General features: G+C 68.2%; 10 protein-coding genes. 4 read left to right on the forward strand and 6 right to left on the reverse strand.

Annotated features, from left to right (window positions below):
* Nucleotides 1-55 precede the first annotated feature (55 nt).
* The 3 genes from O2L52_RS14305 to eccD form a co-directional block, all read right to left on the reverse strand.
* Nucleotides 56-865 (reverse strand): Rv0361 family membrane protein, encoded by an 810-nt coding sequence (locus O2L52_RS14305; protein WP_270116291.1) that lies wholly within the window; start codon nt 863-865, stop codon nt 56-58.
* A 137-nt stretch (nt 866-1,002) separates the two neighbouring features.
* Nucleotides 1,003-2,598 carry a type VII secretion protein EccB gene (eccB, locus tag O2L52_RS14310; RefSeq protein WP_270116293.1) on the reverse strand — a complete coding sequence of 532 codons (1,596 nt, stop codon included), beginning with the start codon at nt 2,596-2,598 and terminating at the stop codon, nt 1,003-1,005.
* Nucleotides 2,599-2,642: 44 nt separating this feature from the next.
* Nucleotides 2,643-4,049 (reverse strand): type VII secretion integral membrane protein EccD, encoded by a 1,407-nt coding sequence (gene eccD, locus O2L52_RS14315; protein ID WP_270116295.1) that lies wholly within the window; start codon nt 4,047-4,049, stop codon nt 2,643-2,645.
* 251 nt (nt 4,050-4,300) lie between these two features.
* Between eccD and eccCa the strand changes: the two genes are divergently transcribed.
* Entirely contained in the window at nt 4,301-8,332 is a 4,032-nt protein-coding gene (gene eccCa / locus O2L52_RS14320; RefSeq protein WP_270116296.1) for a type VII secretion protein EccCa, read from the forward strand.
* Between the two features lie 124 nt (nt 8,333-8,456).
* Complete coding sequence (locus O2L52_RS14325) at nt 8,457-9,620, forward strand: hypothetical protein (protein WP_270116298.1); 1,164 nt, start codon at nt 8,457-8,459, stop codon at nt 9,618-9,620.
* On the opposite strand, the gene O2L52_RS14330 is transcribed toward O2L52_RS14325, so the two are convergent.
* Nucleotides 9,621-10,454 carry a hypothetical protein gene (locus O2L52_RS14330; RefSeq protein ID WP_270116299.1) on the reverse strand — a complete coding sequence of 278 codons (834 nt, stop codon included), beginning with the start codon at nt 10,452-10,454 and terminating at the stop codon, nt 9,621-9,623. It abuts the gene before it with no gap.
* Nucleotides 10,455-10,546: 92 nt separating this feature from the next.
* Between O2L52_RS14330 and O2L52_RS14335 the strand changes: the two genes are divergently transcribed.
* The gene (locus O2L52_RS14335; protein ID WP_270116301.1) at nt 10,547-11,701 is read left to right on the forward strand and encodes a hypothetical protein; all 1,155 of its coding nucleotides are present in this window, start codon (nt 10,547-10,549) and stop codon (nt 11,699-11,701) included.
* Between the two features lie 63 nt (nt 11,702-11,764).
* Here O2L52_RS14335 and O2L52_RS14340 read toward each other — a convergent pair whose 3' ends face one another.
* Both O2L52_RS14340 and O2L52_RS14345 read right to left on the reverse strand, forming a co-directional pair.
* On the reverse strand, nt 11,765-12,499 hold the full coding sequence (locus O2L52_RS14340) for a hypothetical protein (RefSeq protein WP_270116302.1): 735 nt from the start codon (nt 12,497-12,499) through the stop codon (nt 11,765-11,767).
* A gap of 11 nt (nt 12,500-12,510) precedes the next feature.
* A complete protein-coding gene (locus tag O2L52_RS14345; protein ID WP_270116303.1) occupies nt 12,511-12,888 on the reverse strand; it encodes a hypothetical protein in 378 nt (125 codons plus the stop codon).
* Nucleotides 12,889-13,275: 387 nt separating this feature from the next.
* On the opposite strand from O2L52_RS14345, the gene O2L52_RS14350 reads away from it, so the two are divergent.
* Nucleotides 13,276-14,796 (forward strand): S8 family serine peptidase, encoded by a 1,521-nt coding sequence (locus tag O2L52_RS14350; protein ID WP_270116304.1) that lies wholly within the window; start codon nt 13,276-13,278, stop codon nt 14,794-14,796.
* Nucleotides 14,797-14,946 lie beyond the last annotated feature (150 nt).

Here is a 14,946-nt window from a genome sequence, read left to right on the forward strand (position 1 = left end):
AACGCGAAGGGCCCCACCGGAACTCCGGTGGGGCCCTTCCTTCACGCTGTCGCCGTTAGGCGGGGATGACGCCGGCGGCGTCGCTGTCGCAGATGAGCCACTTGCCGTCTTCCTTCACCAGGTCGATGGTCATGCTCTCGTCGATGGGCGTGGCGCCGTAGTCGGGGATCGTCACCTCACCGGTCATGGCGACGTCGACCGTGGCGTCATCGCCGGTGATCGACTCGTTGCTGACCTCGTAGTCCATGGTGACCTCCACGCCCTCCATCAAGTCCTCCATGCCGGCCATGTCCTCGCCGGTGGCACCCTCGATGGCGGCGTCGATCTCGTCCTGGGACTCCGAGCACAGGAACGGACGCACGTCCTCGACCAGGGCTTCCAGGTTCGACATGCCGTTGGACTCGAAGGAGGAGACCGAGACGTCCATGTACGCCTCGACGACCTCGCTGGGGGAGTCGCCGCCCCCGGGGCCGCCGCCCCCGAAGGGGTTCATGACGAGCAGGACGATCGCGACGATGAGGACCACGGCACCGGCGCCGACGCCGACGATGAGGCCGGTCTTCGACTTCTTCGGGGCCGGGGGCAGCGGCTGGCCGAACCCGCCCGGCTGCTGCTGCGGCTGCCCGTAACCGGGCTGCTGGCCGTAGCCGGGAGGCGGCGTCTGGCCGTACCCGGGCTGCTGCGGCTGGGACTGGCCATACCCGGGCTGCTGCCCGTAGCCCGGCTGCTGCGGCTGGGACTGCCCGTAACCGGGCTGCTGGCCGTACCCAGGTTGCTGGGGTTGCGACTGGCCGTACCCCGGCTGCTGGCCGTAGGGCGGTTGCTGGTTCGGGTCGAACCCCGGCTGCTGGGGCGGGTAGGCCATGACGTGTCCTCGTTTGTCGGGAGTGGGTTGCGCCAGGTTAACACGCACACACCAACATCACCGCCCTCGAATACGGCCGGGAGAACGAACGGCGCCGGGACCTGGAAGGTCCCGGCGCCGCCCAAACGATTGCGGCGTCAGCCGCCGCCCTCTTCCTCGGGCGCGGTCTCGTAGACCGGCACGTCCTCGATGTTGAGCTGCATCTGCTTCTTCGCCTCGTACGGGTCGAGCTCCGGACCCTGGGGGATGAGGGAGACCATCGTGTCCGGGACCGAGACCGGCTTGACGCCGCCGTAGCCGAGCGCGTTCTGGGTCGTGTCGGTCGGCCCGTCGTCGACGATGCCGTGCGCGATTCCCTGGTCGCTCACCATGAACGTGAACCCGGAGACCGTCGCACCCTGGTCGGCGCGCTTGTCGATCAGCGTCGCCGTGCCCTGCGGGAGCACCGTCTGCGCCTGGAGGTTGTCGATGGTCGAGAAGATCTCGCCGTCCCCGTTGACCTCGACCGACTTCGCGTTCTCGGTGAGGGTCTTCGGCGCCTCCTCGTACATGGCGACCTTGATGTTCGTGGACTCGTCGTTCTGGTCCGCCGGGTCGTACACCGCGCACACCGCCGGGCGACGCGCATTGGTGCTCCACAGGGTGTCGCTCAGGTCCTCCTGCGGGTACGTCTCGGGCTCGAAGACGGCCTGGTTGCCGGTGGTCGACACGGTGGTCGGCTCGACTTCCTGGGCGGTGTCGACCTGGGACTGGAGCAGTTTGAACATGGTGGCGGAGATGGGCGCGAACGCGTCGACGCCGTTCTCCTTCACGAGCACGTACTGCTCGCCGGCGGCCTGCACCGGCGCCCCGTAGGTGACGAAGCCGCCGTCCGTGGTCGGCACGTTCGAGACGTCGCCGAACTCCTGCCTCGGGTCGGGCGCGATGGGCGCGACGGAGGGGATGGTGTTGAGCATGCTCTCGTTGAGCATCACCGCGTCCGCGACCTGCAGGCCGAGGCTGCCGATAAGGCTCTGCGCCGTGGTCGCGTCCTCGCCGATCTGGTACTTGCCGCCGTTCCACAGCAGGAAGTACTTGGGCTCCGAGTCGTCGTTCTGCTTCGGGGCGGTCTGCGCCAGGATCCACTTGTCATCGCCGAGCCACTGGCTCGGTTCGGGCAGGTCCTCGACCACGAGCTGCGTCAACTGGAACTCGGCCGTGCCGCCCTCCACCCGCGACATCGAGCAGGTGTTCCAGTCGACGTCGTTCGCCAGCAGCTCCTCCTTGTCCGGCGGCTGCGAGGGGATCCCCTGGATGCCGATCGTGAAGGAGCCGCGGGGCTTGCCCTTCAGCGAGTCCGGCTTCAGGTCCTGGACCTCGGGCTTGCCGTTCGCGCCGGGCTTCGCCAGCAGCAGCGCCGACGTGTAGTTGGTGACCTGCCAGAGCCGGGCCGGGTTCTCGTCGGTCGGGTCCTTGCCGTCCTTCGTGACGTACACGTACACGGCGTTGGAGCCCTTGATCGTGATGATGTTGCCCACCACCGGCTCCGCGTTGCCCTTGCCGAACAGGGTCGCGATGGCGAACCCGCCGAACACCAGGGCCAGCACCATCGTCGACACGAAGATCGAGAGTCCGATGCGCCGCAGAGGCCGCTCGATCGAGTCGGGGTTGGCAAGCACCAGCGCCTGGTTCATGCGCGAGGTGATGAACTTGTGGGCCTCCACCTGTTCACGGCGGGAGCGCATCTGGGGCATTCGGATTCGCCTCTCTCGGAGTCGGGCTCAGGGGGTGGAAGTGGCTAGCCGCGCAGCGACAGGGCGATCGTGTACAGGTCGCACACCCAGCCGACCAGCGGCAGGATCGCCACGATCAGCAGCGCCTCGATGATGTCGAGCGCACGGCCCCAGGTGGGGGCGATCTTCTTGCCCGCCACGGCCAGGCCGTAGACCATCGCGATGAGCGTGAGCAGCGTGAGCGCGCCGAGGATCACCGTGAGGCGCACCAGGATGTTGTCCTCGCTTGCGACGAAGATCGCCGCGAGGGTCGCGGCGAGGCCGCCCATGCCGCCGGTGAGCATCACGATGCGGGCGGCGCGGTCCTCGATCGTGCGCGACCGGCTGAGCAGCACCAGCGACAGGATCGTGGAGAGGATGAGGCCGGGGAGCTCGCCCGAGAACGCCAGCGCGATCGAGGCGATCAGGCCGACCACGGCGGCGAACGAGTACAGGGCCTCGAGGTAGTTGCCGGCGTGCTCGGAGAGCTTCAGGATCCGCTTGCCGTCGATGGCCTCGGCGTCGCCCTCCTTGAGCTCCTCCGTGGTCGTCGGCAGCTGCGGGGTGGGCACCATCGCCATGGTCAGCGACAGCGACGGGGCGAACGGCAGGATCGCCAGCGCCAGCGGCGCCGCGATGCCGGCGGCCGTCGCGGCCGTGCCGTTCGGGATGATGAGCATCAGCGCCGTCGAGACGCCCAGCACGACCGCGCCGAGGATCGTCACGATGAACACCGGAGCCGACGCCATGTCGCCTACGGCGACCATCGCCAGGACGCTGAACAGCAGGATCGCCGAGGCGGCGATGATGACGTGCTGGCCGTCGAGATCGAACAGCCCCGTGTGCTCCTGGTCGGCGATGAGCAGACCGCCCACGCCGCCGTAGAGCACGGAGGTGATGCCGAAGTAGGTGGCCGCCCGCGAGTCGCCGACGGCGCGCGAGAGCAGCGCCGAGGCGCCCACCAGGATCACGGCGACGGCGAGCGCGACGATCGCGGAGGCGAGGTGCAGGGTCAGCAGGAGCGCGGTGGCGCCCACGGCCAGTGCCGCGGTGCCGATGCCGACGCTGAAGCGCTTGGTCGCCAGGTAGTCCCAGCGGTTGCCGCGCTGCTCGGTGGCGGTGGCGATCGCGTCGATGATGTCGTCGAAGACCACCTCGGGCTTGGCGGCGTCGGCGGGGTTGAGGTACAGCATCTCGCCGTCGTTGATCCCCAGCTGGGAGCAGGAGTGGCCGGTGTCGATCGCCTCTTCGCCGAGGCGGGTGAGGATCCAGCCGCCGTTGTCGCCGGCTTCGTCGATGTAGTACTCGCCGGCTTGGTGCAGGATCGTCGGCAGCAGGTCGGACAGGGGGACGTCTGAGGGCAGTGCGAGGTCAATCCTCGTGCGGGGACTGACGATCGTCACCCTTGAGAGAGTGGCCGACTTGGTGCTCACCGTGCGAACCTCCGGGTCGGGTCGGTGATCGGGGGACCGTTCAAGGATAAATCCCTTATGCAACGGCGGGTGTACCGCGGGGCCCCGGGCCGCACCGGCATGGCTGTACCAGCATAGTGGCGATACGGGACTACCCTGGTGAGTGCGATACTCGACAGAGCGCACTTATATCTTTTATACGACAACGCTAAGTTACGGCCAGCAAGCGTCCCCGTGGTAGGCGCATCCCCCGGTGAGCACAAGGACCCTCTGTGACGACCAAACTCTTCCGCAGGCCTCCGCGCAAACGCGGACCGCAGGCGCCGCGCGGTGACATCCTCCTGGAGTCGCCGCCGGACATGCCCGACCCGCAGCCCAAGAACATCACGCAGTACCTGATGATCCTGCCGATGCTCGCGGGCGCGGCGGCCATGGCCATGATGATGATGAGCCGCACGACCGGCGGCGGCAGCAGCGGCAACAACACCCTGCGCATCGCCATGGGCGCCATGATGGGCATCTCCATGGTCGGCATGATGGCCACGAGCATGGGCGGCAACCGCGCCCAGAAGAAGGCCGAGTTCAACGCCGACCGGCGCGACTACATGCGGTACCTCAACCAGGTCCGCCGCCGTGCCCGCAAGGGCGCCGAGCGGCAGTGGCGCGCGGCCCGGTGGCGCCACCCGGACCCGAAGGCCCTGTGGTCCCTCGTCGGCTCGCGCCGCATGTGGGAGCGGCGCGCCAAGGACGACGATGCGCTGGACATCCGCGTGGGCGTCGGCAAGCAGCGCATGACGATGAAGCTGGTCCCGCCCGAGACCAAGCCGGTCGAGGACCTGGAGCCGATGACCTCGATGGCGCTGCGCCGCTTCGTGGCCGCGCACTCGAACGTCATCGACATCCCCCGCTCGATGAAGTACACCGAGGCCGCCCGCGTGGTCCTGCGCGGCGACCGGGCGCTCGTCGTCGACAACATCCGCGCCCAGCTCGTCCAGGCCGCCGTCCTGCACTCGCCCGACGACATCATCGTCGCGGTGGTCGCGGACAACGAGCGCATGGCCGAGTGGCACTGGATGAAGTGGTTGCCGCACCTCCAGCACCCGTCCGCAGAGGACGGGGCCGGACCGGTCCGCATGTTCTACAACACCACCACCCAGCTGGAGAACTCGCTGCGCGAGCAGCTCTCCGGCCGCGGCGCGTGGTCGCCCGGCGCCACCGCGGGGGAGGGGCAGCCGCACCTGGTCGTCATCCTCGACGGCGGCGAGGTCGACCCCACCGGCATCATCGCGGCCGACGGCATGGGCGGGGTCACGGTCTTCGACTTCTCCGGCTACCTGCCGCGCAAGCCCGGACCGCAGATCAAGCTCTACGACGTCACGGCCGAGGAGATCTACACCGACCAGGCCGGCCGCCGCCGCGTGCTCGGCAGGCCCGACCGCATGTCGTACAACCAGGCCGAGGGCGTGGCCCGCTCGCTCGCGCCGTGGCGGCTGACCCTCAAGGGCGCCACCGGCAAGACCGAGTCGGGGGACGAGGACCAGTCGCCGCTGGCGAACCCGTCGTCGCTGCCCGAGATGCTCGGCTTCAACGACGCCGCGGCGCTCGACCCGGCCGTGCACTGGCGCGAGAAGCCGGTCAAGGACTACCTGAAGGTCCCGATCGGGCCCGGCCCGGACGGCGGCATCGTCGACATCGACTTCAAGGAGTCCGCGGTCGGCGGCATGGGCCCGCACGGCCTGCTCATCGGCGCGACCGGTTCCGGCAAGTCCGAGGTGCTGCGCACCATCATCGGCTCCCTGATCGCCACGCACTCATCCGAAGAGCTCAACTTCATCCTCGTCGACTTCAAGGGCGGCGCGACCTTCGCCGCCCTCGACGACCTGCCGCACGTCAGCGCGGTCATCACCAACCTCGCCGACGAGATCGAGCTGGTCGACCGCATGGCCGACGCGCTCGAGGGCGAGCTCGTGCGCCGCCAGGAGGTGCTGCGCGCCGCCGGCAACTACACGAACCGCTGGGAGTACGAGAAGGCCCGCAAGGCCGGGCAGCCGATGGACCCCATGCCGACGCTGCTCATCATCGCGGACGAGTTCTCCGAGATGCTCGTCGCCAAGCCCGAGTTCATCAACCTGTTCCTCCAGATCGGCCGCATCGGCCGCTCGATCGGCGTGCACATGCTCCTCGCGTCGCAGCGCCTCGAGGAGGGCAAGCTCAAGGGCCTCGACACGTTCCTGTCGTACCGCGTCGCGCTCCGCACCTTCTCGGCGCAGGAGTCCCGCACCGTGATCGGCTCGGGCGCGGCCTACGAACTGCCGCAGGCGCCCGGCCACGGGTACCTCCAGGTCGGCACGCAGGACCTCGTGCGCTTCCGCGCCGCGTACGTCGGTGGCCCTTACAAGCCGCCGAAACGCGTCGCTTCGCGCGCCGAGCGCATCGCGGCCGTGCAGCACAAGGTGCAGCGGTTCCTCCCCGGATTCGTCGAGCTCCCCCCGGAGCCCGAGGTCGAGGAGGAGCCCGAGGAAGTGCTGGAGGCGACCGAGGCCGACGACGAGAACGAGAAGCTCTCCGAACTCGAGGTCATGGTCAACAACTGCCTCGGCATGGGCCGCCCGGCCCACGAGGTGTGGCTCCCGCCGCTCCTCGAGCCGCCGACTCTCGACCAGCTGCTGCCCCCGCTCGAAGCCGACCCCGTGCGCGGCCTGTCTCCGAAGGGCTTCTCGCTCAACGGGAAGCTCCACGCCGTCCTCGGCGAGGAGGACCGGCCGTTCGAGCAGCGCCGCAGCCCGTTCGTGGTCGACCTCTCGGGCGCGCAGGGCACCGTGGCCATCGCCGGCGGGGCCCAGTCGGGCAAGTCGACGATGCTCCGCGGGCTCATCGGCTCGCTCGCGCTCCTCCACACCCCGCGCGAAGTGCAGTTCTACTGCCTCGACTTCGGCGGCGGCACCCTGCGTGGCCTCGAGGACCTCCCGCACATCGCGGGCGTCTTCGGCCGCCAGGAGGAAGAGGGCGTGCGCCGCACGATCCAGGAGGTCTCGACCATCCTGGACGAGCGCGAGAAGTTCTTCACCGACAACAAGATCGACGGCATGAACTCCTACCGGCGCATGAAGGCCGACGGGCGGTTCCAGGAGGACCCCTACGGGGACATCTTCCTCGTCATCGACAACTGGATGACGCTGCGCGAGGACTTCGAGCCGTTCGTCGACCAGGTCCGCGCCATCGGCAACCGCGGTCTGGCCTACGGCGTGCACGTCATGGTCACCTGCACCCGCTGGGGCGACATCCGCATGAACATGCGCGACATGTTCGGCCTGAAACTGGAGCTGAAGCTCTCGGACAACATGGAGTCCGAGATCGACCGCAAGGCGGCGGCCAACGTGCCGAAGAACCGCCCCGGCCGCGGCCTCTCGCTCCAGAAGCTGCACTTCCTCTCCGGCGTGCCCCGCATCGACGGGATCCGCGACGGCGACGACCTGCAGGGCGGCGTCGAGGACTTCGTCAAGAAGGTCAAGCAGGCCTGGCGCTTCGCGCCCTGCCCGAAGGTGCGGCTCCTGCCGCGCCAGCTCCACGTGGCCGACTTCCTCCAGGCGGTCGACCGCTCGAAGCCGGGCATCCCGATCGGCCTCAACGAGGCCGGGCTCAAGCCGGTGTACCTCGACTTCCAGACCGAGCCGCACCTGCTCGTGTTCGGCGACTCCGAGTCCGGCAAGACCAACCTCCTGCGCCACATCGCCCGGCAGATCCAGGCGACGTACACGCCCAAGGAGGCCAAGGTCATCATGGCGGACTACCGGCGCGGCATGCTCGAGGAGATCTCGAAGCCGACCCTGCTGGACTACGCCATGTCGGGCAAGCAGTTCGAGACCTCGGTCAAGAACCTCAAGGGCCCGATCGAGCGGCGGCTCCCCGGAGACGACGTCTCCCCGGCGCAGCTGCGCGACCGGTCCTGGTGGACCGGCCCGGACCTGTACCTGATCGTGGACGACTACGAGATGGTGGCCCAGCGCGTGAACCCGCTGACCGCCATCGCCGAACTCATCCCGCAGGGCCGCGACATCGGCTTCCACGTCATCATCGCCCGCCGCGCCTCCGGTGCGTCCCGCGCGATGATGGACCCGATCGTCGGCCAGATCAAGCAGCTCGAATCCCCGGGCCTGCTCATGAGCGGCCGCAAGGAGGAAGGCGCGATCTTCGGCAAGCTGCGCCCCAGCCCGCAGCCTCCGGGCCGCGGCACCCTGGTGCGCCGCAAGGACGGCGAGCAGCTCATCCAGACGACGCTGCTGCCCCCGAACGGCACCGCCTAGCGCAGGTCACTGCGTTTGACGCACATCGCAGGGCCGCCCACCGCAACCGGTGGGCGGCCCTGCGGCGTATAGGTTGCAGAACGGACGCGAATTCCGCTCGCGCCACTGGAGACCAAGGCCCCGCATGAAACCGCTGCTCACACCCCCCGGCCCCGACGCCCCCACCGTGCCGACCGGCACTGTCGTTAACAGCACTGTCGCGGGCGGCGCAGCCGAGACCGCGGTCCTTCACGCCCCGACGCGCGCCCCCATGAGCATCCAGATCCTCCGGCTCCTCCTCCTGGCCGCCACCGCCACGGTCGTCGCGACCTGGCTCTGGGCCTGGCAGGGCGTCCAGGCGTACGCCTGGCCCGGCATCGACAACGGCCTCACCGAACGCGGCCTCGCCTACCTCCTCATCCTCGCCCCCGCCGTCCCCGTGAACCTCATCGCGGCCCTCCGCCTCGCCCGAGGCGGCCGGCGCGCGGGCCGCTACCTGGCCGCGGCGGCGGCCCTCGCCGCCGTCCAGACCCTGCTGCTCCTGACCCCGAGCGCCATGCCCCTGGCCGAGACCATGAGCGACGGCTCCACGAACGTCGGCATCCGCCACCTCGTCACCACCGGGCCCCTCGTCTTCGCCGGCCTCTGGCTCGCCACTTCGACCAAGGCCCGCGCATGGCTCGGCGCGGCCCCCAGGACCCGCCGCCGCCTCCCCGGCCTCGAAGCGGCCGTCTGGTGCCTCGCGCTCGCCTGCGTCTTCGCCATGGGAACCGAAGTGCGCCAATGGAGCCACGCCGCCACCGCCACCCAGGCCCCCGGCGGCGAGTACCGCGAGCCCGGCACCTGGGCCGGCCTCGAGCAGGCCGTCACCGAGACCACCGACGCGGTCCCCGGATTCGCCGGCGCCACCGCCCGCACCCTCGACGTCCAGCCCTGCGGCTACCAGACCCCCGCGGGCCTGCCCACCTACCGCTACCTGCTGACCTACGAACTGCGTGCCACGGAGCCCGGTGCGGCCGAAGCCATCGCGGCCCGCTGGACCGACGGCGAGTTCACTCTCACCTACGACGGCGCGACCCTCGCGGACACCCGCCTCATCACCGCCGAACGCGCGTTCCCCGCCACCGGCGGCACCTACCCCACCGCCACCGGCGCCCACGCCATCACCCTGGCCTACACCGAAGCGCCGACCCCGACGCTCCACCTCGAGAGCCCTTGCGTCGAGCGCGCCGCCGAACCCACCGAATGCATACTGCCCCAAGGCGACCCGGCCACCGACACCATCAACGGCATTACCTGCCGGGACTAGCTACCAGCTCGGCGTGAACTCGGTCAGCGAGAGGTCCGCCCCGGCGGGAACGTCCTGCTTCCAGATCAGGAACTCGCGGACCGACTCCCCAGGCGGCAGCGCCAGGTCGGCGAACACCCTCGCAACGCCCACCGGTGTGCCGTCGGCACGGCGGAACACCGCCGACAGCCACGGGGCGACCGCGTGGTCGGCGCCGTTCGCCACGGTCACCGAGAACCGCATCTGCCCGCGCGGCTCGTCGCCTTCGTCGACGGCGTCGACACGGGCGCTCAACTGCGGCGCCTCCGGCATCTCGGCCGCCTCCTCGTCGAACGCGAACCACTCCAGCAGCACCACTTCGAGCTCGACGGCGGGCTCGGACGGCAGGTCCCCGGCGAGATACTGCGAACCCCCGACCTGGACCTCACTGCCCGGCATCGTCAGCGCGCCGAACGTCGACGCGTCCTCGCGAACGAGATTCCCGTCCACGCTCAACTGCAGTCCGAACCGCACCGGATACTCGCCGTGGGTGTTGCGAACCGAAGCGCCCCAGGTGAACGCCGTGCCGTCCACCGAAACGTCCCAACCGAGCTCCTCCACGACGACGGCCGACGCCGCCGGAGGCTCCTCCTCCGGGCGCACCTCCGCCAGCGCGAGATAGCCGCCGTCCCCGCTCAACTCCGGGAACTCCGGCTCGGCATCCGCCACCGTCCGGGGATCGAGGAAGCCGCCGGACGCCACGGTCAGCACCGGCGAGAGGACCAGGACCAGGAGCGAGACGGCCAGCGCCAGCGCGAACACCCCATCGGGGACGCGGGGCCGACCGGGAGCTGCGGTTTCGGGGGAGGGGGTCACGCGGCCATCATAGAAATCGGGCGCAACCGTGTGGATCCCCCGCAGTACGGTGGGTCGCGATCCCCGAGCCCCGACCCGCCCAAGGAACCCCGATGGCCGTCGCCCCCGCCAAGCCCGGTCCCCGCGCGCCGCAGCGCTGGCCCGACGTACCCATGCGGGCCCGCACCCGCCGCCGGATCGCCGTCGCCGTCCCCCTGGTCCTCGCCCTCGCCGCGGGCGTCTACGCCGTGCGCTGGGCTTACGCGGACCGGGAGGCGAACGAACCGGTCGAAGCCCTGCGCGCCTTCCTCGAAGCCTCCCGCACCGGCGATGTGGAAGCGGCGCTCGCCATGACGACCGGCGAACCGCATGGCGAAACGGACCTGCTCGTACCCGAGGCGACGAGCGACGACTGGGAGATCCTCGACCTCGGCCTCCAGACCTGGTCGCCGTACGACCAAGGCGCTGACGTGTGGGCCACCGTCAAGGGCCCCAACGACACCGAACTCACGACCGAGTTCAGCCTCACCGCGGTCGGCGACGACTGGAAGGTCGAGGACCCGTTCACGACCCTGACCGTCCAGACCGTTCCCGTGCCCTACGTCGACGTCAACGGGTTCTCGGTCCCGCTGACGGGCGATCCGTACGACAGCCACGACTTCGCGCTGCTCCCCGGCGTCTACCAGCTGTACGAGAACCCTCCCGAGTTCTTCGCCTACGAAGCCGCGCCGATGCTCGCCCTGGGGGACTTCCTCATCGACGCGGACGGCGCCGAACCGCCGTTCCTGCGTGCGGCATTCGAGGGCTTCACCGCAGTCGAAGGCAGCGAACCGGAGCTCAACGAACGGCTCGCCGCCTACTTGGACGCGTGCATGGCGGATCCCGAAGGTCCCGAGGTCTTCGGCTGCCCGTTCGACCTGCAGGAGGGGGACATCGACGAGGGCGGCTTCACCTTGGGCGACACCCGCTGGGAGATCCTCGAATACCCCCAGGCCACCGCCTCCGCCTTCGCCGGCGCCGTCCACACCGAGCCGTTCGGCCTCGAACTGCTGACCCGCAAGGAAGGCCGCGCCCGCGTGACCGCGGCCGACACCGACTCAGGCGAGGAGATCGTCCTCGAATGCACGATCCACACCACCGGCCTCTACCTGGTCTACGACGACACCGGCGAATACGCGATCGGCCCCAACCAGGACCCCGACCCCGCCACCGACCCCTACCCGACCACCTGGCAAGGCGGCTACGAACCCGGATGCGAGCCGGTCTGACCGGCAATCCGATCCGCCTCCAGCCAGACCTTCAGACCGCTGCAGGCCCGGCCGGAGCCATGGTCAGTCCTGCTCCAGAGGAATGCGCCCCATCGCGAGTCCGGCCAGTTCGGTCATCGCCGCTCCGAGGGCTTCTTCCTGCGAGTCCTCGATCGAGCTGCCGGGGGAGAAGTATGAGCCCTGAAGGCTCACTTGCAGATTGCCCGTCGAGCTCACGAGACCTGAGTAGGCGGAGGCCCGGGTATTTGAGCCCTCTCGACAACTCTCAAGTATCTGACTCGTGACGAACTGCTCCTCACTGCTCACGCAGATATCCGTGCCTTGGCTTTCATCGTACGTCCAGGACGCATTCTGCCAGTCCGCAAAGTACGACAACGGCTCGTACTCGAGCTTGATCGCGGAGGATGCTCGAACCTCTTCATTGCGGATGGATACGTTCAGCCGCAATGAAATGTAATCCTCTGAGATGCGGTCGTACTCTGGGAACTTCAAGTAGATCCCGTACTCGCAGGTGATCTCCTTTTCATCCAGCGGGTTCATGAGGCTGGAAATCTCTTCCCCGTACGCAAAGCTGACGCCTTTCGGCAACGACTCGAGTTCGCTCGCTGCAGGGCAGACCTCCACGCCTTCGATATCTTTGGCGAAGATGCTGCCTGCCCCGGAGGTAGATTCCGAGGAAGACGGTGTGTCCGCAGGCGGATCATCGGTTCCGTCGGCTTCACCTGGCCCCTGGCAGCCGAGAGCCAATGAGAGCCCCAAGATCGCGCAAGCTACTCGTGTGGCGAGAACGCTTCTCATGGCAGCACCTCCTAGCTTTCGGACTCGTTGCGAGGGAGGTCGTACAGCTCTAGAAGCTCACTCGGGACGCTGTTCAAAGCGTTCCTGACGTCCTTGGCCGCACTGACATAGGAGTCTTCTGCTTCGGTGAGCTTGGTCTTCATTTCTTCGATCTGGGCAAGAAGGCTGGAAACCACCTCCTCGGGTGTGCTGACGGTCGCCGTGCCTTCGGCATCGCACAGATCAGGATCGGCGGTGTAGGTGTTAGCGAAGCAGGCCAGCAGCTCACCGTAGGCCTCGGCGGCCTGATAGCTGCGATTGGCCAGATTGGCGAGGTGGTAGTAGTCGACGGTTGTACTGTTGGCGGCTCCCTGCTGGATCGGGTTGTTGGCTCGGCTTGCAGAGGGCATAGCTCAAATCCTTCGTGGGGTTGCGATCGTCGCCGAACATAGCAATCCAAAGCAGACAATAGGGTTCACGATGAGAGCTCTTGCGGGATAGCTCGCCACATTCGACTACGCTCCGTGATGATTAAGGGTTTGGGTCGCACCGGTCCTGCGAAAACGGCGTCACAATGTCACGATCTGTTGCTTCATAACGATTTGTGGTTGTTCTGACTTGCGAGCTGCCTCAGCCACAGCAGTGGAGGTGCGACCTGCTAAATCTGCCCTGAGCCGTGGATCTCTCGGGCCATGTGCCCAGATCAACCGGCCTCGCGGCACCGTGGTCGGTCCGGTATCTTGTGGGACAGAGCGGACCGCGCTGTAACGACCGGCACACGGAAGGGGTCTCACCCTATGGCCACACCTCTCACGCCAATCCCTCCGCAACCTCGACCAGCGCGACGCAACCCAGGTTCACTCGCCGCTCTCGGCGCCGGATTCGCAGCCCTCGCCACGGCAGCGGTCATCGCCGCAGCGCCGGGAACCGCCCTGGCACAGGACCCGACCTACGAGGAAGACAACGCCTGGGTCCCCGAACTCGTACAGGCCCCTGCTGCCTGGGAGACCACCAGAGGCGAGGGAGTTACTGTTGCCGTGGTGGACACGGGAATCAGTGACCATCCGTACTTCGCCGACAAAGTCATCCTCCCTGGCTATTCCGTTTTCTCCGATGAGACCGACGGCCGCAACGACACGGATGGCCACGGATCGGCCGTAGCAGCGGGGGTGCTCCTTACCGCGCCAGAGGCGACCATCATGCCGATTCGGATGGGTACCGGGGCGACGGACTTCGGTGGAGCGCTGGGCGAGAAGGAATTCGAAGCGTTCCGGTGGGCTGTGGACAACGGCGCTGATGTTCTAGTCGTTCCGTGGAATATTCAAGCTGCCGACTCTGTATTCACCGGTCAATACCTTGAGACGCTGCAATATGTTATCGACAAGGGCGCGATCGTGATTGCTTCGGCAGGCAACGATCCGGCAGCGGAAGTGGGCTACCCCGCGAAGATCCCAGGAGTTGTCGCGGTTACGGGAACGGACCGAAGCGGGAACATCTGGTTTGAAAACACGACGACTGGTCCGGAAGTTGTGATCGCCGGGCCCGCCGATGTGATGACAGCACCGGTTCCACAGGACCCTACGTTGGGGAACTCCGAGCTCTATGCCGATGTCGTTGGCGGCACCTCGATGGGATCAGGAGTGGTCGGCGGTGTGGCGGCATTGACTTGGGCCGCGCATCCTGAACTCGATGCGAGCAACATCATTCAGCGGATCACGCAGACCGCCGGTGATGGAAGCGGCAACCGCAGCGACGACGTTGGATTCGGGCTCATCAATGCCGACCAGGCTGTCCACGCCGCGGACATCGAGGAAGCAACGGAGAACCCTCTCGGCTATCCGATGGGGGAGGCCGGTGCCAGTGGCGCTTCTCCAGATGACGAGGGTTCTGAGGAGCCCGCCGAATCCGGAGCGGCCGGTGAGTCTGCAGGCCCGGCGTCCACGGGCGCTGAGGGAAGCAAAGAGTCAAATCTCTCGACCATCATCGTTGTCGCAGCTGCGGTCGCCCTTGTAGGCGCGGCGATCGCCGTCTGGCTCGTGCTCCGCGGTCGCGGCCGCAAGAACACCGCCGCCCCAGAGCCCGGGCCGTACAATCCGAACAATGGCCCCGTCCAGGGCGGATATCAGCAGCCACCTGCGATGCAACAGCAGTACGGAGGGCCACCCCCGATGAGTGGCGGCCAGGGTTACGGCACTCCGCCTCCTCCTGGGCCGCAGGGTTACAGCAGCCCTCCCCGCGGGCAGCAGGGATTCACCCCGCCGCCCGGTGGCGGAGAACAGGGCACGCCGTGGCGACCGAGTGACCCGAACCGGCAGTAGCACGTAGGAAAAAGGGCCCCGCGCAATGCGGGGCCCCTCTGCTATCCCAGGCCTGAGACGGACGAGTGAGGGGGGGGGGGCGGGGCGCCCCCCCCCCCCCCCCGCCCCCCCCCGGGCGGGCACCTCCTAGTCGGAGAGGTTCGAGCGACG

Origin of the sequence: Glycomyces algeriensis (genome assembly GCF_027622855.1) — a bacterium.
GTDB lineage: Bacteria > Actinomycetota > Actinomycetes > Mycobacteriales > Micromonosporaceae > Glycomyces > Glycomyces algeriensis.

What these genes read in the sequence shown, in the direction of transcription:
- O2L52_RS14305 (WP_270116291.1), bottom strand. Translation starts at nt 865, where the DNA reads ATGGCCTACCCGCCCCAGCAGCCGGGGTTCGACCCGAACCAGCAACCG.
- eccB (WP_270116293.1), bottom strand. Translation starts at nt 2,598, where the DNA reads ATGCCCCAGATGCGCTCCCGCCGTGAACAGGTGGAGGCCCACAAGTTC.
- O2L52_RS14325 (WP_270116298.1), top strand. Translation starts at nt 8,457, where the DNA reads ATGAAACCGCTGCTCACACCCCCCGGCCCCGACGCCCCCACCGTGCCG.
- O2L52_RS14335 (WP_270116301.1), top strand. Translation starts at nt 10,547, where the DNA reads ATGGCCGTCGCCCCCGCCAAGCCCGGTCCCCGCGCGCCGCAGCGCTGG.
- O2L52_RS14340 (WP_270116302.1), bottom strand. Translation starts at nt 12,499, where the DNA reads ATGAGAAGCGTTCTCGCCACACGAGTAGCTTGCGCGATCTTGGGGCTC.
- O2L52_RS14345 (WP_270116303.1), bottom strand. Translation starts at nt 12,888, where the DNA reads ATGCCCTCTGCAAGCCGAGCCAACAACCCGATCCAGCAGGGAGCCGCC.
- O2L52_RS14350 (WP_270116304.1), top strand. Translation starts at nt 13,276, where the DNA reads ATGGCCACACCTCTCACGCCAATCCCTCCGCAACCTCGACCAGCGCGA.